The organism is Halobacillus sp. 12SKB (assembly GCF_052941655.1).
Genome location: NZ_JBRFWR010000001.1, coordinates 1254933 through 1276211 on the forward strand (window position 1 = coordinate 1254933; position 21279 = coordinate 1276211).

Here is a 21279-nt window from a genome sequence, read left to right on the forward strand (position 1 = left end):
AGGGTCCAAAGAATATAGATGGCGGACCGTAGGAAATGCTAACCAATAATCGAACGTTATGTACAGAACTCCTGGGTTTTCCAATAGAACAGGCAAAAACAATGCAGGGAAGGTAGATAAGAATGGCTAAGTTAAAAGAATTATTATCATTCATCGATGTACTTGAATCATGGAATGATAGAGACCTGGACGTCCGAGGGCTCGCATACAATTCAAGAAATGTAGAACAGGGAGCCGTGTTTGTCTGTATTAAAGGTTTCAAGACAGATGGACACCGTTATGTAGCAGAAGCTGTTCAAAATGGAGCGTCTGCTATTGTGGTTGAAGATTATCAAGCGGGTTGGGATAACCTTCCGCAATATAAAGTAAAAGACAGCCGTCGTGCCCTTGCAGCACTCAGCGATGCTTTTTATAACCATCCTTCAAACGCTATGAAAACGATCGGGATCACAGCCACCAACGGGAAAACGTCCACTTCATTTATGACGAATGCCATTCTCGAAGAGCATGGTCTTAAAACAGGCTTGATCGGAACGGTTGTGGTCAAGTTTGGTGACTACTCAGAACCTACAAAGCTTACGACACCGGAGTCGCTCGACCTGCATCATTATTTTGCCCAAATGCGAGATCAGGATGTTTCCCATGTGACGATGGAAGTTTCCTCATCAGCGTTGGATTTAAGCAGAGTGGGGAGTGTCGACTTTGATATTGTTACTTTAAACAATATCAGCCGGGAGCATATTGATCTGCATGGATCTTTTGAGGAATACTTTAATTGTAAAGCAAGCTTGATCCGTGATGCGGGTGCAGACAAATGGGCGATATTGAATCTAGATGACCCTTATTCTGCGTCCTTAATCGATCAAACAAAAGCCAATTTACTCACATTCAGTGTAGAAACAGGAGATGGCGATTTAGTATGTAAAGACTTGGACCTTACCACAGGCCGGGCGAAATTTACGGTTGAAATCCGTAAGCCTTTTACTGTAGATGGGACAACCTACGCTCCGCAGGAGTTTTCCATTGAGCTTTCCACGCCGGGATATCACTCTGTTTATAATTCCATGGTAGCTATTGCTGTAGGGTTGTTGAATGAGGTACCGATTCCAACCATCCAATCTGGATTAAAAGGATTCGGTGGTGTAGAACGGCGCTTTGAAATGGTGTTTGAAGACGATATTAAAATTTTGGACGATCACTTCGCCAACTATGGAAATATCAACGTCACCTTGAACACGTTGCAGCAAATGGAATATTCAAAGCTTAAGCTTGTCTATGCAATTCGCGGAAGTCGTGGAATTACAGTCAACAGAGAAAATGCAAAAGCCATTGTGGAATGGGCTCCAAAATTGGGTCTTACTGAAGTGATTGCTACCCTCAGCCATTCGCATGTGGATGAAAAAGACCGGGTGACAGAAGAAGAGCTGCGTGTCTTCCAGGAAATGATGGAGGAAGCAGGCATCCATGTAGACTTGTATAAAGAGTTGGATGATGCCATTCACCATGCACTCTCAGAAGCAGAAGAAGACGACGTGGTCTTGTTGGCGGGATGTCAGGGGATGGACTCTGGAGCGAAAATCGCCCTGGAACAGTTAAACAAGACACGTCCGGAAATGGACGAAGAGAAATTGTTCAAGCCATTGAAAAACAGAGTAGCAGGAATCCTCTGAGTAAATTTTACAGCTAGGTCCCGGTCTTTCGTTAGGAGGCATAACAGTGAATGATAAAATTATCGGCATACTCGGGGGAATGGGACCTGAGGCAACCGCCGAATGTTATATGAAGATTATACGAGCGACGAATGCAAGCAAAGATCAAGAGCATTATCGAGTCATCATAGACAGCAATGCGAAGATCCCCGACCGTACAGAAGCTATTTCAGGAAAAGGGGAAAACCCTGTTCCTGAAATGGTCCACGCGGCTAAAAATTTAGAAAAGCTTGACGTGGATGTGGCGTGTATTCCCTGTATGACCGCCCACTATTTCATTGAAGAGGTCCAAAAGTTTGTATCGTTCCCATTATTAAATGCTTTCTTGGAATTGAAGAAGTTTATTCAGGACCATTATCCAACCGTCCAAAAAATCGGAGTGCTTGCCACTACCGGAACTTTGGAAACTGGACTCTTCAAAAAGTATTTCGATCACTTGGAAGTGATCAACCCCACACCATACACACAAAATGATAAAGTCATGCGGGCCATTTATGGTGAAAACGGAATTAAAAGCGGGAACACAGATGGAGAACCCCTTCAACTACTGAAAGACGCTTCCCAGGAACTGTTGGATAATGGGGCAGAATTGATAATTTCGGGCTGTACAGAGATTGGTCTCGTGTTGAAGCCCTATCACCTACCCATTCCTCTGATCGACCCTATGGAAGTCGTCGCCAACGTTGTCGTTAAAGAAACTGTTTATCAAAAGTCATGAAAAGCGTCCCCTCTTCTTATATTTGTAACAAGAACCATTCTTTTCAGAAGGGGGACAGATCATGGCCAAAAGTGAGTTCGAGCAGTTTTTGTCAGAGTCTTTCAAAGAGGGGATTTCTTTCAGAGAATTGAGGCTTTCTGAAAAAGAGGTATCTCATTTGAAGTCCCACTACCCTTCAGCAGTCATCAGAAGGACGAGTGAAGTAAACGATGCTTTGAAAAAGTCATGGTATGAAGTCCATTTATCACCGATGCAACGAAAACCAGACAGTTTGGACTCCATACGTCAGGAAAATATCCGGCTCAAGCGCGAGTTGGAGACTTTGAAGAAAATGAAAAACTAAGCTCTTAAAGACAATTCGAAAAGAATTGTCTTATTTTTTTTGCCTTTTTTTAATGTTTATGATCAACAACACCTTCATATGGTTGGAAATCAATCCTTGAAAATTGTGTATCTGGGTCTATAAAACTAAGACTTTAATCCTTTCTGGAGGTCATTTTGAGAGCATAATTTGTCGACGGAAAACGTAAACATATCCGTGTTTTGTCATGGTTTGAAACACAAATGTAATAATAATTTGTCTTTATTTAGCGAATATCTTTGATATAATGATATAGGAAAATGCAACAGACGACTTAAAGTACATACAACAGACAACATAGATTCACAAAATGAGAGTTTAGTAGGAAGTGATATAAATTGTTCGATCTGCATCACCGCAGTCCAGCACCTTATGTTCTGAGGGATTCCGTTCTATGCAATGGAGAGGTTGAACGGATGACACGGGGTGACCAATACTATGAAATTTAAGACATTTGGCCGCCATGGAAAAGAGGGAGTTAAAAGTTTAGCTAGAAACAGGTGGATGTCCATAGCTTCTATTTCAGCTGTGACCGTAACCTTGTTGCTGGTTGGAGTTTTTGCCACATTGTTATTGAATCTAAACGACATCGGATCACAGATTGAAGAAGACGTAGAAGTTCGCGTCTTTATAGATAGAACGGCTGAAAATCAAAGCCGCGAAGATTTAAAGAATCAAATTGAAGAAGTATCGGCTGTTTCTTCAGTAGAGTTTCAATCCAAGGAAGAAGGGTTGGACCGCCTGATCGATAGTCTCGGCGATGATGGAGAGGTATTTGAATCCTTGAAGGATGAAAACCCTTTGAATGATGTGTACATCGTCAAAACAGAAAACCCTGAAGATACAATTCCGGTTGCGCAGATTATTGAAGATTTTAATAGCGTAGCAAAAGTTGAATATGCCAAAGAAACAGTGCAACGTCTTTTCAATGTCATGGATGTGGCTCGTAATGTAGGTTATGCGGTTATCGCAGGGCTTCTATTCACGGCTATGTTCCTGATTGCAAATACGATTCGAATCACAATCGTTGCTCGTAAGAGAGAGATTGAAATTATGAAAATGGTCGGAGCGACAAACTGGTTTATACGCTGGCCATTTCTTTTCGAAGGATTGCTGATTGGTATTCTTGGTTCACTAGTACCTATTGCGCTCGTTGTATTCGGGTATGATTACCTTTATACAGAAGTGACTACAAGATACCCTACATTGTTTATTGAATTGCTGCCCGTTTACCCATTCGTCCTAAAAGTATCCGCACTGCTGATCTTAATGGGGATTGTCATTGGTTTATGGGGAAGTTTCACGTCTATTCGTAAGTATTTGAGAGTTTAAATCTATGGATCTAACAAAAATAAACAGGTAAGGATTCGGGGGAGGAAGAAAGTTTGAAGTTGAGAGTTTTAGTTGCCGCTCTGACCGTCAGTCTTATTCTATCCGGTTTTCCACTCTATTCCCAAACAGTCAACGCAGAGACGAATCAGGATAAGTTAGAGGAAAATCGTGCCAAGCAGTCTGAAAAAGAAAAAGAAAAACAGGAAAAGCAGGAAGAAATTGAAGAGCTTCAAAAACAACAAGATGAAGTGAACGCGGAAATCGCACAGTTGGACAAGCAAGTGATGGAAGCGATGGACAAGATCGAAACGAAAGAAAATGAAATTGCAAAAACAAGAGAAAACATTGAGCAATTAAAAGCAGACATTGCTGAACTTGAAAAAAGAATTGCCGAACGTGATGAACTCTTAAAAGACCGCGTTAAATCCATGCACCAAAACGGTGGAGCGATTGATTACCTGGATGTCCTTATGGGTGCCGAAAGCTTTGGGAACTTCTTAGAACGTGTCATGAGTTTGAATACGATCGCCACACAGGATAAAGAAATCTTGGAGCAGCATAAAGCTGATAAAGAAGAAGTTGAAAAGAAAAAAGCCCAGGTTGAAGAGGAACTAGCATCACTTGAGGATAAGCTGCAAGAATTAGAAGCTTTGAAACAAGAACTCGATCAGAAAAAAGAAGAGAAAGACGAATTGATGGAGAATCTTGAACATAAAGAAGAGCTTGCGCACAATCATGTGATGGACATTAAAGAAGAACAGGATACTCTTGCTGCGCAAGAAGCTGCCATTCAGAAGGAAATTGAACGTGAACGCGAAAGACAGCGTAAAGCGGAAGAAGAAGCTAGAAAGAGAGCAGCTGAAAAAGCGGCGGCTGAAAAGAAAGCAACAGCTTCAAACACAAGCAGCAGCAATGATTCCAGCTCGAGCTCCAGCTCAAGTTCAAACTCAAGCTCAAGCTCAAGCTCGTCCAACGAGTCATCTTCTTCTAATAGTGGAGCACTATTCAGTTGGCCTGCAAGTGCACCTGCTACATCAGAATTTGACCGAAACCGTATCCACCCTATTACAGGAGAACCAAAGCTGCACTCAGGAATTGATTTGGCTGCCGGAGGCACCATCCCGATTCGTGCAGCAGCTGACGGAACAGTTATCCGTGCCAATTACTCATCAAGCTATGGTAATGTGGTCATGATCTCTCACCGCATTAATGGGCAAACATTCACGACAGTATATGCTCATATGAGAAGCACGCCTGCCGTCTCTGCAGGGCAGTCTGTGTCTAGAGGCCAATTCCTTGGAAACATGGGAAGCACAGGAGCATCTACAGGCCAGCACCTTCACTTTGAAATCCATGAAGGAAGCTGGAACGGAGCACGTTCTAATTCTGTAAACCCACGTAAATACTTGCCATAAAAGCAAAGCGGAAGAAAGAAACCGATGAGGAATCATAATGATTTCTCATCGGTTTTTTGTTTTGTTTCTCTATGGTGGTTCTTTATCATTCAGCTTTGTAGGGATGCAATTGATCTTTCATTTAAGTACATCTTGGACAGTTAATTAATGTAGTAAGTTCTGCGTTTTTGACGTTACCTATGCAAACAAGAGTGGGTTCGATATTCGCACTCAGGAATATTAAGTATGGCCGTATGTAGTTCATGTGGAAATCTTGTTAATAGGTAAGGTTGGTGGTGCTTATTTAATATGTTATTCACATGTGCATAACTTGGCGATGTATGATGAGGTAGTATTTTAGCATCCATTTTTCCCGCCTTATCTTGAGGGTAAGAGACATACTAGTCTTCCATCTGAAGATCTGGAAGGGAACCATTCACGGTGAGAAAAAATTAGTGAATCGCTTTATAAGGCCGTTTTATTACTAATATATGCTTGAATTACTTTCTTTTTAGAGGTGTGAAGCTTTATAGAATGTATAGGAAGAGGCGCAGTATGTGTGAGGTCTTCGTTGCAAATAGGACAGTTCCAGGGACTGTTATTACAACTGCTGTAAGAAGCTCTATAACAACGTGTACACAACTTCTTTATCACGAAAAAAACCCCCTTAATAGGTTATAATTAGTTCTTTATAAAGAACTAATTACTGATTATTATACCTTAACCATGCAATAAAACAACATTATTAAGGATAATGATTCATAATACTTCGCAGTTCATCGTATATAAGTCCTCTTTTTCTTATAATTATGAACGTAACATATGTTCGGTGTTATACTTAAGGAAGAACATTCTTCATGACTAGTCTTCCAGTTTGTAGTTCATAAATGAAGGAGGAAGAGTATGAATCGAATGAAACTGATTCCTTACAGAATGGATGCTATTTTGGATACGACCAATGAAGTCCCCAAAGGTGTGCATATGGTGGAAGCTCAAAGTTTATGGGACGAAACGCGGCAGGGGGAAAGCAGTGTCATAGCTGTCATTGATACAGGTTGTCAGAGTGATCATCCAGACTTACAAGGGCAAATTGTAGGAGGACGAAACTTTACTGATGATCATAATGGTGATGCTGAAAATTTTCAGGATAATAACGGACACGGAACTCACGTAGCCGGTACGATTGCCGCTAAGGAAGATGGTGAAGGTGTAGTTGGTGTTGCACCTAAAGCAAAACTTCTGGTCCTTAAGGTTCTCTCAGAAGAGGGAAGTGGGAAATATCAATGGATTACAGATGCTATTGATTATGCGGTTCAATGGAGAGGGGAAAACAATGAGCGTGTTCGTGTAATCTCCATGTCTCTTGGAGGACCGGAAGATACGCCTGAATTAAAAAAATCGATCTTGAATGCCATTTCCGAAGGAGTATCTGTGGTATGTGCGGCAGGGAATGAAGGTGATGGCCGTGAAGATACGATGGAGTATGCATATCCCGGAGCTTATAATGAAGTCATCCAAGTAGGGGCAGTGGATGAGCGTCGACGGCTGGCTGCATTTACGAATACAAACGACCAAATTGATCTTGTTGCACCTGGTGTGAATGTCCTCTCCACCTATCTTGAAGGTAAATATGCTCGCTTATCAGGTACTTCTATGGCAACTCCACATGTTTCTGGTGGCCTTGCCTTAATCATTCCTTTAGTAGAGTCTCAATTTCAGAGGAAAATGTCCGAATCCGAAGTGTTTTCACAACTGATTAAGCGTACAACTCCTCTAGGTCACTCTAAAGTAGCCGAAGGAAATGGACTAATGACCCTGGCTCTGACAAAAAAATTAGAAGAATTATTCAGCACTTACATCACATAACTATATAGTTATAATTAGAGAGGTTTTCACCTCTCTTTTTTTTTTGCAAACCAAGTCCATCTTTTAGAAAACACATTTAAAACTCAGGCCGTGATTTTGTGTCGGAGATAGTGGAATAATGGAAAATCCTCGGTTGTACACATTTACGAATACAAGTGTACAAATATGATTACATGTACACAAATAAGTATTCATTATGTTTGCGATTATGTTTACATGTGTGCAAACAAGTACACATGTTGATATAAAAGGATGTACTCAAATTTGTACACTTGTAAACAATAATGAATGCAAGTACACAATTATGAACACGTAAAAAGGCGCATTGACTATTTTCAGATTGTTTAATAGATTTAGAGTAAGGTGAGGTCAAATCTAGTAAAAGAAAAGGAGAGCTGTTTAATGACAAAATCTAGAATTGCAGCTGTTGATGTTGGTAACGATGCCGTGAAGGCGAACTTTGGAAAGTTGGAATCTTCTCTATATATTCCTAATGTGGTCGCTAGAGACCTTGAGGACCGTCCGGTTATCGGAATTGAAGATCTTGATGATAAGGATCCACTCGATAATCTACATATTCGAGTGCATTCCCCTGCTTTACGTGAAAATAATGCTATTTATCGTGTAGGGAATTTAGCTACGAAGACTACAAACTCTGCGGAGTTGGATCCTGGGAGTTACAAATCAGAAGAAGATCAAACATTGATCATGCTGTTTGCATCTATTGCCATGGACGCTGTTACTGGGAAAGATGCACAATCAGCTAAAAACAACGTGATTGAAGCGAACTATACACTTGGTACAGGGTTACCTTTACGTGAAGTGAAAGAAGGAAAAGATGTGGGTTACCGTTCCCAGCTTCTAGGTTCTGTACACCAAGTGGAATTCTTAGTTACACCTAAATATCAAGGAATGAAAGTAAACATCAAGTTTGATGAGGTTAAAGTTTATCCAGAAGGATTTGCTGCTTATGTAAACCTTGTGATGGATAATGATTTGAACATTATTAATAAAGAGTTGGTAGATAAGCAAATCCTGATCCAAGACATCGGTGGTCTTTCTACGGATATCGCCGTTATCAGAAACCGTAATGTGGATGATGACAAGGCTCAGGGCTTCAACCTGGGAGTGTCTGAGTCATTAGAGATGATTCGTGATGAGATCCTTACGAAGCATGGGGTTGAACTGGACAGCCGTCGCGATGTCGTTGATATCATTACGCGTAAAAATGATCGCCATCACATTATGGTTCGAGGAAGCCGGACAAATGTGCACGACATCACGGACCGCATTTTGCTTGAACTTGCGAAGAAACAATATCGTTACTTGAGAAATGTTTGGCAGAAGAATTCTCAGTCTGAAATCTGCTATTTCGTAGGTGGCGGATCAGCTGTGTTGAAAGATTATATTAAAACATTGAATAATAAACTGGATGGCTTTAACATTGAATTCTTTGAAGATGAGAATGAGAGCATTTGGATGATGGCCAATGCTTATTATAAGCTCATCTCTGACTATATCCGCAAGAATTCGAAGTTAGAAGACAAGTCTAATAAAAAAGTAGAACAAAAAGCCGGATCTTCTAAGTAAGGTGATTGGATGAGTTCTTCTAGAAAAAGTGTGGAGAGGGGACAGTCGATTACGTTCCGGGTCCCCTCGGACACACCGGATCATTTATTAAAACAGCTGTCCCAGTTAAAAGAGAAGGAACGTAGGAATTTTTCAAGTAAAATCGCTCAGTTCGTCCTTGATGGAGTCAACCAGTCCTTTACGAAAGATAAGGAAACCGTGACGATCCCGCTTCCGAAAGCACTTACGAAAGAGCAAAAAAGTTGGATTAAACACGAACACTCTGAAGCCCTCATCGGTAGCATTCTTTACCAGCTCATGATGGATCCTGTAAGGGCAACGACTTTACTTGCGTCGTTGAACAGCAATGCCTATCATATTGATGATGCACTGTACCTTCAAGAGGAGGCGGCAACAGAGGAAGAAACCCAGATTCCAACAGAGATTGAACCTGAGAAGGAGAAAGCTGTCCTTCCTGAAACCCCACTTGAGGTAGACGGGGATGATGACTTGGATGATCTGGATTTGGACAATCTCCAAGCTGATTTTCATGAACAACGAGAAGAAGAAGTTCATGAAGAAGATGACGATGACTTGCTTGGTGACTTTTTATCAAGAATGAATAAATGATTATAAGCCCCTCGTATAAGCGGAGAGGGCTTATTTTTATTGGGTAACTTTTATAACAGCCATACCATTAGCGGAATCACCTGGATGAAATTTGAAACTATTTTCTGCCTGTACTTGTAAATAAATAAAAATTGGCGGAGGTGTTGGCATGGAAGTGGTATTGGACGTCAAGAATTGCAGTGTTGATATACAAAAGGAAAGAATACTGAAGGATATCAGTTTTCATGTGGAACGAAACGAAATCATGGCACTGGTCGGTCATAACGGGGCTGGAAAATCAACGTTGATAAAGACGATCATCGGCTTGCGGGAAAAAAACAATGGATCATTATCCATTACGGGAAATGATCAGGACAAGCAATATAAAGCGTACAAAAGAAATTTTACATATATACCGGAAGAACCGCTTTTATTCAACGAATTGACGGTCTACCATCATTTTAAGCTTTATCAGAAGAGTTATTCTGTTCCCGGGGACATTTTTGAAAGCCGAGTACAAACCTATACTGAAGGGTTTGAATTGAAGGACAAGCTGGATGCATATCCGGAAGCGCTGTCCAAAGGAATGAGGCAGAAAGTCCAAACCATCTGTGCTCTCATCCCTGATGTTCCAGTTTTATTCATAGATGAACCGTTCATGGGACTGGATGTTTATGCAGGTCGATTTCTTGAGAAAGAGTTACAAAGGAAAAAAGCTAATGGTGCCGGTATATTACTGACTACTCACCAACTGGAGAAGGTATCTGAACTTGCCGACCGTTACGTCATGCTTGTAGAGGGGGAAGTCTCTTCCTCGGGAGATGTGTCAGAATTTCACGAGCTGGAAAGAAGGTCGACATGATGGAGCCTATGACGACATATTCAGTATATAAATGGCTGAGAAAGAAAAGAAGGAAGAAAAAGTTCGATCTTTATAAACAGACCTACCATATGGTTGTTGATCCCGTCGTGGCATTTTATAGTGGATTGTTCGTTATCTTCTGTTTGTTCATCGGTTATGACTGGCTGAAACAGTTGATTACTATTTTAGACGGAAGGGGGTCATTCTTAGCTTCTTACGCGTTATTCCTTCCTTTTTTGGCAGTCATGGGTGCAGCCGTAACTTCTTTTACAGACCCTGGCATACGTTTTACATCTTCAGAACTTCAGCTTAGCTTTTTACCTCACCCAAGAAAACGACTCCTAACCTATTTGTTTTTAGAAAAGTACATCCTTCAAATTCTAGTGATCATGGTTGTACCTCTTCCCTTTTCACTTGTCTTGATGTCGTGGGAATCAGCCGTTTTGTGGGTATCGCTCCTACTCTTTAGTTATCCATTATCTTTATGGATGCAGTGGAAGTTGTTTTCATGCTCGTCCTTTCATAAATTGAGTGTTTCCTTATTTAGCGGAGCTCTTTCCGTTTTACTTTTCCTTGGCTATCCTGTGACACTTCTCTACCTTGTCTTATTCGTGCTGGTTCTAGTATTTTTCATACGTACAGAGGAGGTGGACTGGGGGAGAATTATCGATATCAATGATGCGCGTGTGTGGAATATGTGGTTGGTCGGCTATTTTACCGAGGTGAATATTAAGCCGCCGAAAAGATTTGGGATTACCCAGTCGATTTGGAAAAAGAAACGAGGCCGTCATTATTCTGTCCGGCATCTTTATGGACGGATATGGACCGGGTATTTTCAAAAGTCAGCGGATGTGATTTGGAAAACGATCCCGACGGTTTGTTTAATTATTCTTGTCATTCCGATGAGGGTCGATTGGATGTTAATGATCACGCTGCCCATTGCTATTGTTGTTTATCACGAAGTAGCAGGGGGGCTTTTTTCAGATGTGGAGAAAGTTTTCCATTCCCTGCCGATTGAGGAGGAAAGCTGTAAAAACAGTTATTTGATTTGGGCATATGTTGGTTTTCTGCCTGTGCTCTTCTCCTTTATAAGCATTCAAATCGTTCTTGCGGAATCGTTAGTAGCTTTGGGGATGCAATTGATCGCCATCATCTTATTTGCTTATGTTGATCTTGCACGGGTCATCAGCGAACGCTTGATGATGGTCCAAAAGGAAAATTTCTATCGTGAAGAATGGAGAAGAGTCTTAAGTTTGATTCTGCTGGGTGCTGGAGTGTACCATCCTTTGTTCTTATTAGGTGTTCCACTTGTGGTTTTCAAGCTGGGACGATCGGTCAGGAAAGAATTGATTTCATAAAAAAGACCCTCTGGTTCATCACAGAGGATCAGTCTAAGCGATTATGCTCAGCGAAAGCGATAAAAGACTTTTCATCTTCAATTAAACCGCACGCTCCGCATTGAACTTTAATTTGCGGACCCTTGTAGGCCATGTGAAAAGGATCCATATTTTCAGATGAGTAACTTTCATCTGGTTCACCTGTTCTTGGATTCATTTTTACAGCTTTTGCTTCCTGTTCAATTAAATTAAAACGAGAGCGGTTGGTTTTACAGTTAGGACATAGATAGGGTTGCATGTTTGTCCACCTCCATTCTTACGTTCCCCATGTTCCTGAAAATTATGAACGGGACTATGAAAATCAGGGAATGCCCTAATATCCGTTCAGTCCTTTTGAAGGTATGATGATAGTAAGATTACGTGTGATCGAGGTGGAATAGGATGAAGGAGAAAACGAAACTTCCAGCGGATGAAATCATCCAAATGTATGAAACGATGTTACATGATTTATCTTATGACCTGCATGAAAGGTATAGTCATCTTTTGACTGGGCTGCTCCATCAAATGGACCAGGAGGGCGACTCATCAAAATCTGCTCTTTTGTTAACTCATATTATTGATGATATGAGAAGTAAATCGAATGAATCTACCCCCTTGTCCCTTGCAAAAAGAGGGGTGGTTCCTGCTATAAAGCAATTTAGTAAAGAGATAGAAAATCGGTTTGGCGTAACCGTGCGCATTTCGGGTGACGGAGAAACTTTTTTTATAGAACAACAGGTGATATTCCGGTTGATTCAACAAACCATCCTCTTAATCGTAGAGAATGCGGATACCGATGCGATCGATATCCATATGGAAGAGGAATCGATAACGTTTCGATTCCATTCTCCACACAAGCAGATCGATGTTGATAAAAAGGATTTTCTTCGACATATACAGAACAGAACAGGTATGGAACTGAAAATAGAGCAGAGGTCAGGGCTGTGGTTTTGGATCTATATCAAGAAGAGGGGGAATGAGGATGATTTCCATTGTGATTGTTGATGACCACGCCGTTGTTCGTTCTGGATTACGGATGCTCCTAAATGCGGTGGATGATTTTGAAGTCGCAGGTGAAGCTTCAGAAGGGGATGAAGCTTTTGCTCAAGTAGAGGAAAACCGTCCGAACGTCGTTTTGATGGATTTGTCTATGCCGCACGGAAAAGATGGGTTATCCGCTACATCAGAAATAAAGAAACAATTCCCTGACACACATATCCTTATTCTCACTATGCATGATGATGAAGAGTATTTGTTTCGGGCAATTGAACTTGGTGCATCCGGGTGTATTTTAAAAAATGCTCCGCATGAAGAACTGTTAAAAGCCATTCGCCAAGTAGCAGAGGGGGATGCTTATCTGTACCCCTCAGCGACAAAACGGTTAATGGAAGATTATATGAACAAACTGAAAAGCGGCAAGACATCGGATTCTTACCGTTTACTGACGGACCGGGAACGCGAAGTACTGGCCTTGGTCGCGAAAGGGTTTGCCAATAAGGATATTGCTGAAAAACTAGTCATCAGTGTTAAAACGGTCGAAGCTCATAAGGCGCATGTGATGGAGAAATTACAGCTTAAAACCCGGCCTGAATTGGTGGAGTATGCATGGAAGAAAGGATTGCTTGGATATTCTCTATAAAGGGGCTGAACATGTGAGGCGATCATTAGAAGAACTTTGTGCAAAAGTCGCTGCAGATACAGATGCATCCTTAGTTGCTATTGCGGAGTTCCACTCGCCATCCAAGGGAATCAGGTGGACGTATGCCGATCGCCCGTTGAATGAACGGTATAAGCGAATGAGTGTCATGTACGGAAAAGGGGTAGCAGGAAGGGTTTTACAAACAGGAACAGCTTTCAGATGTGAGAATGTGGCACATTTACCCTTGCCAATCAGAGAGTATCCCATTGTATTATCCGAAAAAATACAGGCTTTTGCAGCGATCCCAATCGTTACATCATCTCTTTTCGGTGCTGTTCTTCTGATCGCTTACCGTTCATCCCATGCCTTGCCAGACAAGGAGTTGTGTGACCGATTGGCATCTTATATACAAGCTTATTTTCAAGAAAGGGAGGCGGTGGAATGAAGAAAGAAACACTTTCACCTATTCTTCCCGCCCGAAGGGAAGGATTTTTGATTGTAAGAGAAGACGGCGTGGTTACGTGCTTTAATGGCCGGGCTGAAGAGTTATTTCAACGAAGTCGAGAGGAAGCAGTGTTGGAAGATCTGTTTCTCCACCTGTCCCTCGACGATCTACATAACTGTGAAAAAGGTGTTCTTTTGGAGCATTATATTACCCCACAGGGAGAGAACCCCTCCCCGGTTTTCTTAGTTGTTCACGATTCGGTCGTCTCAAGTATCCGCTACTTTTATGTTACGATTCAAAATCTTGCGGAAAGAAGCACCCTTGATCGCGAAAGCTATGAACCATTTAAAGAACTTCTAGATATTAAGTATGCGTTGGACGAGTCCTCCATTGTCGCTCTCACAGACAAAAGGGGAAGAATAAGGTACGTAAACAAAAAATTTTCAGAGATATCGAAGTATGACGTTGAGGAATTGATTGGCCAGGACCACCGGATATTAAACTCCGGATACCACTCGAAAGAATTTTTCAAGGAGCTGTGGCGTACGATTGGCACCGGCCGCGTTTGGAAAGGAGAAATCCGGAACAAAGCAAAGGACGGATCTTTTTATTGGGTAGATACAACGATTGTCCCGTTTCTGGATGAAAACGGTAAACCCTATCAATATTTAGCCATACGTAATGAAGTCACGGAACGCAAGCGTGTGGAACAAGAGCTCCAACATATGATGACAAGAATCATCGATGTACAGGAAAATGAACGGAAGCATGTATCGAGAGAGCTTCATGACGGCATCGGCCAAGAGTTATACAGCCTGCTCATAACCGTTCAAAGGCTCGAAAAAGAATACACGCATCCACTGATTGACCAGATGACTACAGACATCAGCCACTTGATTCAAAGTGTAAGGGATATGTCCTGGGAACTCAGACCGTCTGCGTTGGATGAACTCGGATTAATGCCTGCATTACGCTCGTTTATAAATCGATTAGAAAAATCATATGGATTGAAAGTAACGTTTCAATCAGAAGTCCGCTGCCGCTTATCCCCTGATATTGAAACAAGCATTTACCGCATCATCCAGGAAGCGCTGACTAATGTTAGAAAATACGCCGGTGTAGAGGGAGCGCAGGTCCTGATAAAAGAAGAAGAAAGCGCCCTTTTAATTGAGATATCGGATGAAGGAAACGGTTTCTCCGTTGGTCGATCTAATAAAGGTGTAGGATTGTTCAGCATGGAAGAAAGGGCTCGTGCCGTAGGTGGATCCCTGTCCATCACATCAGCTGAAAACAAAGGAACCACAATCAAAGTGAATATACCCTTAGAAGTCTGAGAGTAACTCAGGCTTCTTTTTTTATGTGAGATTTAGAAATACCGGCACTTTAGAAAAGTTATTAAACTATATGGCAGGATTGTAAAAGGCTCAGTTTCGAGATGTTTTTTGAGTGGATGGGGCTGCGGGGAATAACTCGCTTTCCGCGGGAGCGCGGTGAGCCTCCTCGGACTGCGTCCTGTGGGGTCTCACCATGCACTTTTTTCCCGCAGGAGTCTCGCCATTCCCCTCCGCCAACTAATCAAAGAAGATACTCGAAACCACTACTTAAAAAATCAGCTTGTGGGGTTATGAGAAGTTAATGATATAAACTCTACCCCAATTGACGTTTAGCATACGCAAATGCTTGATACAAGGCACTTTATGCCCGCCTAGGGGAGAACAATTGGAACCTTACTTATGAATACAGGTGTTCTAATCATTTACTTCTCTCAACCATTCAAGCTGCCCCTTTTAGAAGTGGTTTCGAGACACTTATAAAGTAAAGGGGCGGAGGGAAACGGTGAGACTCCTATGGGACGTGTGGGACAGGTGAGACCCCGGAAGGCGTAGCCTGAGGAGGCTCACCGCCCGCCCCATGGAAAGCGAACCTTTTCCCGGAGCCCCTAGAATCACACAAACATCTCGAAACTGAGTCTTCAAGAATAGGGAGCGTTTGTTGGATATGGTTGTTAAGCGGATTTTTTGAGCTTAAAAGAGGAATAGGGGATTTTGCTTTTTAAGATGAGGGGATTCCCCAATATTTTATTTCCCGTACCCTCGATACAATAGAACTAGATCAAATGAAGGAAAGAGGGGGGCGGAATGGTTATGAAAAAACAGGAGGATCATACAGAGTTAAAGGGGACCCTTGTGAGTGTTCTGGCCGTTGGGGCCATCATTATAGTCATGTGGGTGAGCATTTACTTTTTATATATCCAGAGGTTATAGAGGGGGGAGAAGGGCATGCATTTACACAAATACGAAAAAATCTGGCTTATTTTCGGAATCATGGCACTTATTATCTTTTTATCTGTCGTTGGCGTCAGTGCCTTCCACCAGGGACATACACCTTCAGGGGGGCATATGAAAATCGATCCTGATAAGGTTTCTGAAACGGCCCCTTTCGATCAGCCGGGAGTGTACGAAAAAGAGGATGGCACCTATGAAGTAGTTATGGTGGGCAAAGCTTTCGGGTACGATCCTGGAAAGATCCAAGTACCTGCAGGGAAAGAGATCATGTTTACAGTTACAAGTTCAGATGTCGTTCACAGTTTTTCCGTCGTCGGGACAAACGTGAATATGATGGTTGTGCCGGGGGAGATCAACCATAAAAAGCATACGTTCCAAGAGCCGGGTACGTATCTTGTCATTTGTAATGAGTATTGTGGATCCGGCCACCATTTTATGAGTACAGAAATCGAGGTGGTTGAACAATGATAATCGGACAAATAGCAAAGGGAGAACGGAAACTTGCCCTCGCGAACTTAGGTTTTGCCTATGCCGCTTTCTTGATAGGGACTCTTTGTGGTCTGCTTCAGGTCTTCATAAGGAATGACGCTCTTACGTTACCAGGGTGGTTGGATTATTACCAAGTGTTAACAGCTCACGGCCTATTACTAGCGATCGTCTTTACGACATTTTTCATTTTTGCCTTTTTCCAGGCAGGGATGAGTCGGACGCTTGGGTCGTTCGGTCCTAATGTCCTTTTATGGAATTGGGTTGGTTTTATTGTAACTTCCTTAGGGACTCTTTTAGTTGTCATCATGGTGATCGGAGGCCAGGCTTCTGTCCTTTATACCTTTTATGCTCCTTTGCAAGCTCACGGACTGTTCTATGTCGGCCTCGCATTATTTGTCATTGGTACATGGATTCAAGGCTTTGCTTTGATCGGCCATTATCGGGGTTGGAGGAAACAACACAAAGGAGAATTCAGCCCTTTATTCGCTTTCATGACAGTGGCTACTCTTATCATGTGGATCATCGCCTGTCTTGGGGTTGTAGCTGCTGTGCTGTTTCAGTTCATCCCTTGGGCATTCGGGTGGGTGGACGGAATTAATGTTGAATTGAGTCGTTCATTGTTCTGGTATTTCGGTCATCCACTCGTATATTTCTGGTTACTGCCTGCCTATATGGCCTGGTATGTAATTGTACCAAAAATTCTTGGTACGAAAGTTTTTAGTGATTCGCTGGCACGTCTATCGTTCGTTCTGTTTATTCTTTTCTCGATTCCTGTCGGTTTTCACCATCAGTTGACAGAGCCGGGGATCGCAAGTTTCTGGAAGTTTCTACAAACAGTTTTGACGTTTATGGTTATTATTCCATCTCTCATGACAGCTTTCTCCATGTTTGCCACGTTTGAGTTGCGAGGCAGAGAACTTGGTGGCAAAGGTTTGTTTGGATGGTTCCGGAAGTTACCATGGAAAGATGTTCGATTTACTTCTATCTTTATCGCCATGGCTTTCTTCATCCCTGGCGGCGCAGGTGGAATTATCAATGCAAGTTTCCAAATGAATGAAGTGATCCACAACACATTGTGGGTCGTGGGCCACTTTCATATCACGGTCGGAACACCTGTAGCTATGACTTTCTTCGGCCTGACGTTCTGGTTGATCCCTTACTTGACCGGACGACGTTTTACGAAGGCCTTACAAAAGCTCGCTTTTATTCAGATCATTTCATGGTCGGTGGGGATGCTTCTCATGAGTACGGCCCAGCATGTACTGGGATTGATGGGGGCACCAAGACGAACCGCTTACACAGGATATGCGCATGATGATGCACTGGCTTGGTTTGATGGAGTTTTATCCAATCATGTGACGATGGCTGTCGGAGGATCCATTCTCTTTCTGTCGGCCTCATTACTGATTTACATCGTCATTCAATTGTGGTGGATAGCGCCTAAAGCTGATGTTCATCAAGCAGAGTCGTTTCCGATTGCCTCCAGTGATGTGTCTGCTACTCCAAGGTTTTTAGAAAATTGGAAGTTGTGGATTGGAATTGCCTTTGTACTCATCGCTATTGCTTACACGATTCCTTTATCAGATCTGATTCAACATGCACCACCAGGGTCTGGAAGGTTCCAAACCTGGTAGGAGAGGGGGGAAGACCATGTCATTCGCATTTGCATTTACCGTCGCGTGCATTCCGCTTTTCCTTATTGTTAGTACGATTCTTGTAGATCTACAAACAGAAGAATAAAAAAGAACGTCGTGACTAATTCACGGCGTTCTTTTCATTTCCTGGGAAATATGCGGTTACGAAGCTGCTGGTTGGGGATCTTCTTTAATATATCTTGCCTGAATCAGTCGTTTTCTGACGATAATGCCAATCCAGCTGGCAAGGAAAGCTTTAATGAGTCCAACAGCGATAAAAGGATAGACACCAGCGGCAAGGGCCTGGTTCCAAGTCATATCGAGGACGAACTTCAACTGAATCGTTCCACATATTAATGTAATGATCATACCTGTCACATTAGCAACAATTGCCATGGGCATATGAAAGGATGTTTTTTCTAAAATATAGCCAGTAATGAATGCTGTTAAAATGAAGCCGAAAATGTAACCTCCGGTTGGTCCTGCCAAAACTTGTGCTCCTCCACTGAATCCTGCGAAAACAGGAAGTCCAACTGCCCCTATAGCCGCGTACCCAATCATCGCAACAGCCCCCTGCCTGCTTCCTAAAATAGTAGCTGTGAGACCTACGGCTAAGGTTTGTCCACTGATCGGTACAATGGGAAGAGGAATTTCGATTTGAGCCATGATTGCTGTCAGTGCAGCAAACAATGCTCCATTTACAATGAATCTCAATTTCTTACTCTGTGGTGACATACCTAACACCTCTTTCGTTAACCTTCAATAATTATAAGTTAACATATATTAAAGAAATGTGTTAGGAGATTCATAACTTTTTCCTTTTATAGGAAAAATGGCGGAAGTATAGGTATTGAGCTTCATTTTTTCTATCTAATCATTGATATAAACGGTGCAAATGTGTCAGAGTTTTTAAACTATCTCTAAGGTGGTACAAAAAAGATTTGAGATGAGGTAAAATAGGGTAATGTAAAATTAACGGAGGTTTTACAATGTTTACAAACAATAAATATATCAATAAAAAAACTGGTTTAAAACTACTAGTCTATCTATTGGTTATCGGACTATTCTGGTTAAAAATGAATTATATACAGACAAGTATCTTCTCACTGAATGTGGAAAATTCCAATGAAGCAAACATATTGGCATTTAATCCACTGAGCAGTATCTTTCTCATATTCGGATTGGGGATTCTACTGGCTGGACGTCGGGGAATGTTCGTATCCTATATCTTAGGCTCCATTCTTTTATACGTAAATGTTCTCTTTTATAGAGAATACAATGATTTCATTACGATCCCGATGTTAAACCAGGTGGCGAACCTCGCAGACCTGGGAGGCAGTATCACAACGATTATGAGTCCTGTTGATGCCTTGCTGTTTGTAGATGTTCTCATTGCTGCTTTTCTATTATTCTACTTGAAACCTTCACGCTTCCAGGCTTTTAAGCCAAAGCGCTGGGAGGGAATCGTTCTTGCTATCGTTGCTGTTCCTCTGTTCATGATCAACTTGCAGTGGGCAGAACAAGAGCGGACGGACCTTCTTGAGCGTACGTTCGACCGTAACATGCTCGTTAAATATATCGGTGTCATCAATTACCATGTCTATGATGTGGTGTTGCAAGGGAAGACCGAGATGAAGAAAACACTCGCGGACAGTAACGAACTTGTACCGGTCATCAACTACTTGAACGAAAATAAATCCGAGGACAGCGACCGCTTAGAAGGTGTCGCAGAAGGTAAAAACGTAATTATGCTTTCTCTTGAAAGTACACAGACATTCGTTGTCGACAATACGTTGCACGGCGAAGAATTGACTCCATATTTCAATGACCTGAAAGAAGAAGGCATCTACTTTGATAATTTCTATCACCAGGTAAAACAGGGACGTACGTCAGATTCAGAGTTTTTACTTGCGAACTCCATGTACCCATTGAACCGGGGTGCTGTTTTCTTCACTCATTCATCGAATGAGTATGAAGGACTTCCAAGTTTGCTTGGGGAGAACGGCTATTTTACCAACTCTATGCACGCGAATGATAAAACATTCTGGAACCGTAATGTGATGTATGATTCTCTTGGCTATGACGAATATTTTTCCAAGGAAGATTACACGGTAACTCCGGAAAAATCTCATGGTTGGGGTTACTTGGATGAATATTTCTTCGAGGATTCTTTGAACATGATGAAAGAAATGGATAAACCTTTCTACTCGAAGTTGATTACGTTGACGAACCATTATCCATTCACACTTCCTGAAGAGCAAAAGTTCATTGAGGAAGGGGAAACGGGAAGTGGTACGTTGAACCGTTACTTCCAGACGATCCGTTATCAGGATGAAGCCTTGAAGAAATTCGTGGAAGACTTTAAAAATTCGGAGCTATATGATGATACCATCCTCGTCATGTATGGTGATCACTTCGGGATATCTGAAAACCATCAAAAAGCGATGGGCGAGTATTTAGATAAAGAAATCAACGAGTATGAGCAGTTCCAATTGCAGCGTGTACCGATGTTGATTTATGGAAAAGGAATTGACGCTGAGAAAAACCATACCGTTGGTGGACAAGTTGATCTTCGTCCAACATTGACGAACTTGTTAGGAATTCAAGATGATAATCCGATTCAATTCGGACACGACCTCCTTGATGAAGATCGTCGTCAATTAATGATCACTCGTGATGGTAACTTTGCCAGCGAAGAATATGTGGGTATTCAAGGAACCTGTTATGATCGCGAGACAGGAGAAGAGCTGGAAGCTGAACTTTGTAATGAAGGGTTCGACAAGGCTCAAGAGGAATTGGAGATGTCTGATTCAATCATCTATGGTGACTTGCTGCGCTACCTGGATGAAACGGAAATGGTCCAAAGCGAGAGCAATGAACCAAATCAAAATAAACAAGAACAATAAATGAAACCCTCTCTCCATATTTAAAGGAGAGAGGGTTTTCTATGTGGTGATACCTATCATGGAGGACAGTGGACCCTAAAAGGTC

Annotated in this window: 20 protein-coding genes; 18 read left to right on the top strand and 2 right to left on the bottom strand. The window is 42.0% G+C overall.

Going from position 1 to position 21279, the window contains the following annotated elements:
- Positions 1 to 122 precede the first annotated feature (122 nt).
- The 10 genes from ACQ4XT_RS06225 (at position 123) to ACQ4XT_RS06270 (ending at position 11778) form a co-directional block, all read left to right on the top strand.
- Positions 123 to 1670, top strand: a complete 1548-nt coding sequence (locus ACQ4XT_RS06225) for a Mur ligase family protein (RefSeq protein WP_446852908.1) — start codon at positions 123 to 125, stop codon at positions 1668 to 1670.
- A 46-nt stretch (positions 1671 to 1716) separates the two neighbouring features.
- Positions 1717 to 2427 (top strand): cysteate racemase, encoded by a 711-nt coding sequence (gene cuyB / locus ACQ4XT_RS06230; protein WP_446852909.1) that lies wholly within the window; start codon positions 1717 to 1719, stop codon positions 2425 to 2427.
- A gap of 61 nt (positions 2428 to 2488) precedes the next feature.
- Positions 2489 to 2770, top strand: coding sequence for a hypothetical protein (locus tag ACQ4XT_RS06235; protein WP_446852910.1), 282 nt, complete (start codon positions 2489 to 2491; stop codon positions 2768 to 2770).
- Positions 2771 to 3226: 456 nt separating this feature from the next.
- Positions 3227 to 4120: a permease-like cell division protein FtsX gene (gene ftsX, locus ACQ4XT_RS06240; RefSeq protein WP_446852911.1), complete on the top strand. Its 894-nt coding sequence runs from the start codon at positions 3227 to 3229 to the stop codon at positions 4118 to 4120.
- 53 nt (positions 4121 to 4173) lie between these two features.
- Entirely contained in the window at positions 4174 to 5535 is a 1362-nt protein-coding gene (locus ACQ4XT_RS06245; RefSeq protein WP_446852912.1) for a murein hydrolase activator EnvC family protein, read from the top strand.
- Between the two features lie 882 nt (positions 5536 to 6417).
- Positions 6418 to 7380: a S8 family peptidase gene (locus tag ACQ4XT_RS06250; RefSeq protein WP_446852913.1), complete on the top strand. Its 963-nt coding sequence runs from the start codon at positions 6418 to 6420 to the stop codon at positions 7378 to 7380.
- Between the two features lie 402 nt (positions 7381 to 7782).
- Entirely contained in the window at positions 7783 to 8970 is a 1188-nt protein-coding gene (locus ACQ4XT_RS06255) for an Alp7A family actin-like protein (protein WP_446852914.1), read from the top strand.
- A 9-nt stretch (positions 8971 to 8979) separates the two neighbouring features.
- Positions 8980 to 9579, top strand: a complete 600-nt coding sequence (locus tag ACQ4XT_RS06260; RefSeq protein ID WP_446852915.1) for a hypothetical protein — start codon at positions 8980 to 8982, stop codon at positions 9577 to 9579.
- A 148-nt stretch (positions 9580 to 9727) separates the two neighbouring features.
- Positions 9728 to 10420, top strand: a complete 693-nt coding sequence (locus ACQ4XT_RS06265; RefSeq protein WP_446852916.1) for an ABC transporter ATP-binding protein — start codon at positions 9728 to 9730, stop codon at positions 10418 to 10420.
- Positions 10421 to 10428: 8 nt separating this feature from the next.
- A complete protein-coding gene (locus ACQ4XT_RS06270; protein ID WP_446852917.1) occupies positions 10429 to 11778 on the top strand; it encodes a hypothetical protein in 1350 nt (449 codons plus the stop codon).
- Positions 11779 to 11806: 28 nt separating this feature from the next.
- On the opposite strand, the gene ACQ4XT_RS06275 is transcribed toward ACQ4XT_RS06270, so the two are convergent.
- Positions 11807 to 12055 carry a DNA alkylation repair protein gene (locus ACQ4XT_RS06275; protein WP_220584712.1) on the bottom strand — a complete coding sequence of 83 codons (249 nt, stop codon included), beginning with the start codon at positions 12053 to 12055 and terminating at the stop codon, positions 11807 to 11809.
- A 143-nt stretch (positions 12056 to 12198) separates the two neighbouring features.
- On the opposite strand from ACQ4XT_RS06275, the gene ACQ4XT_RS06280 reads away from it, so the two are divergent.
- From ACQ4XT_RS06280 to ACQ4XT_RS06310, 7 genes are all read left to right on the top strand, one after another.
- Positions 12199 to 12801: a hypothetical protein gene (locus ACQ4XT_RS06280; RefSeq protein WP_446852918.1), complete on the top strand. Its 603-nt coding sequence runs from the start codon at positions 12199 to 12201 to the stop codon at positions 12799 to 12801.
- Positions 12779 to 13435 (top strand): response regulator transcription factor, encoded by a 657-nt coding sequence (locus tag ACQ4XT_RS06285; RefSeq protein ID WP_264187890.1) that lies wholly within the window; start codon positions 12779 to 12781, stop codon positions 13433 to 13435. Before ACQ4XT_RS06280 ends, ACQ4XT_RS06285 begins: the two co-directional genes overlap by 23 nt.
- A 13-nt stretch (positions 13436 to 13448) precedes the next feature.
- Entirely contained in the window at positions 13449 to 13880 is a 432-nt protein-coding gene (locus tag ACQ4XT_RS06290) for a GAF domain-containing protein (protein WP_446852919.1), read from the top strand.
- Positions 13877 to 15214 (top strand): PAS domain-containing sensor histidine kinase, encoded by a 1338-nt coding sequence (locus ACQ4XT_RS06295; RefSeq protein ID WP_446852920.1) that lies wholly within the window; start codon positions 13877 to 13879, stop codon positions 15212 to 15214. The genes ACQ4XT_RS06290 and ACQ4XT_RS06295 overlap by 4 nt, the downstream gene beginning before the upstream one ends.
- An 810-nt stretch (positions 15215 to 16024) precedes the next feature.
- Positions 16025 to 16144: a cytochrome C oxidase subunit II gene (locus ACQ4XT_RS06300; RefSeq protein ID WP_226593217.1), complete on the top strand. Its 120-nt coding sequence runs from the start codon at positions 16025 to 16027 to the stop codon at positions 16142 to 16144.
- A gap of 15 nt (positions 16145 to 16159) precedes the next feature.
- Positions 16160 to 16633, top strand: coding sequence for a cytochrome c oxidase subunit II (locus tag ACQ4XT_RS06305; RefSeq protein ID WP_446852921.1), 474 nt, complete (start codon positions 16160 to 16162; stop codon positions 16631 to 16633).
- Positions 16630 to 18288: a b(o/a)3-type cytochrome-c oxidase subunit 1 gene (locus tag ACQ4XT_RS06310; RefSeq protein ID WP_446852922.1), complete on the top strand. Its 1659-nt coding sequence runs from the start codon at positions 16630 to 16632 to the stop codon at positions 18286 to 18288. Before ACQ4XT_RS06305 ends, ACQ4XT_RS06310 begins: the two co-directional genes overlap by 4 nt.
- Positions 18289 to 18450: 162 nt before the next feature.
- On the opposite strand, the gene ACQ4XT_RS06315 is transcribed toward ACQ4XT_RS06310, so the two are convergent.
- Complete coding sequence (locus ACQ4XT_RS06315; protein WP_446852923.1) at positions 18451 to 19023, bottom strand: biotin transporter BioY; 573 nt, start codon at positions 19021 to 19023, stop codon at positions 18451 to 18453.
- Between the two features lie 254 nt (positions 19024 to 19277).
- Here ACQ4XT_RS06315 and ACQ4XT_RS06320 point away from each other — a divergent pair, with 254 nt between their 5' ends.
- On the top strand, positions 19278 to 21194 hold the full coding sequence (locus ACQ4XT_RS06320; RefSeq protein WP_446852924.1) for an LTA synthase family protein: 1917 nt from the start codon (positions 19278 to 19280) through the stop codon (positions 21192 to 21194).
- The last annotated feature ends 85 nt before the right edge of the window (positions 21195 to 21279 follow it).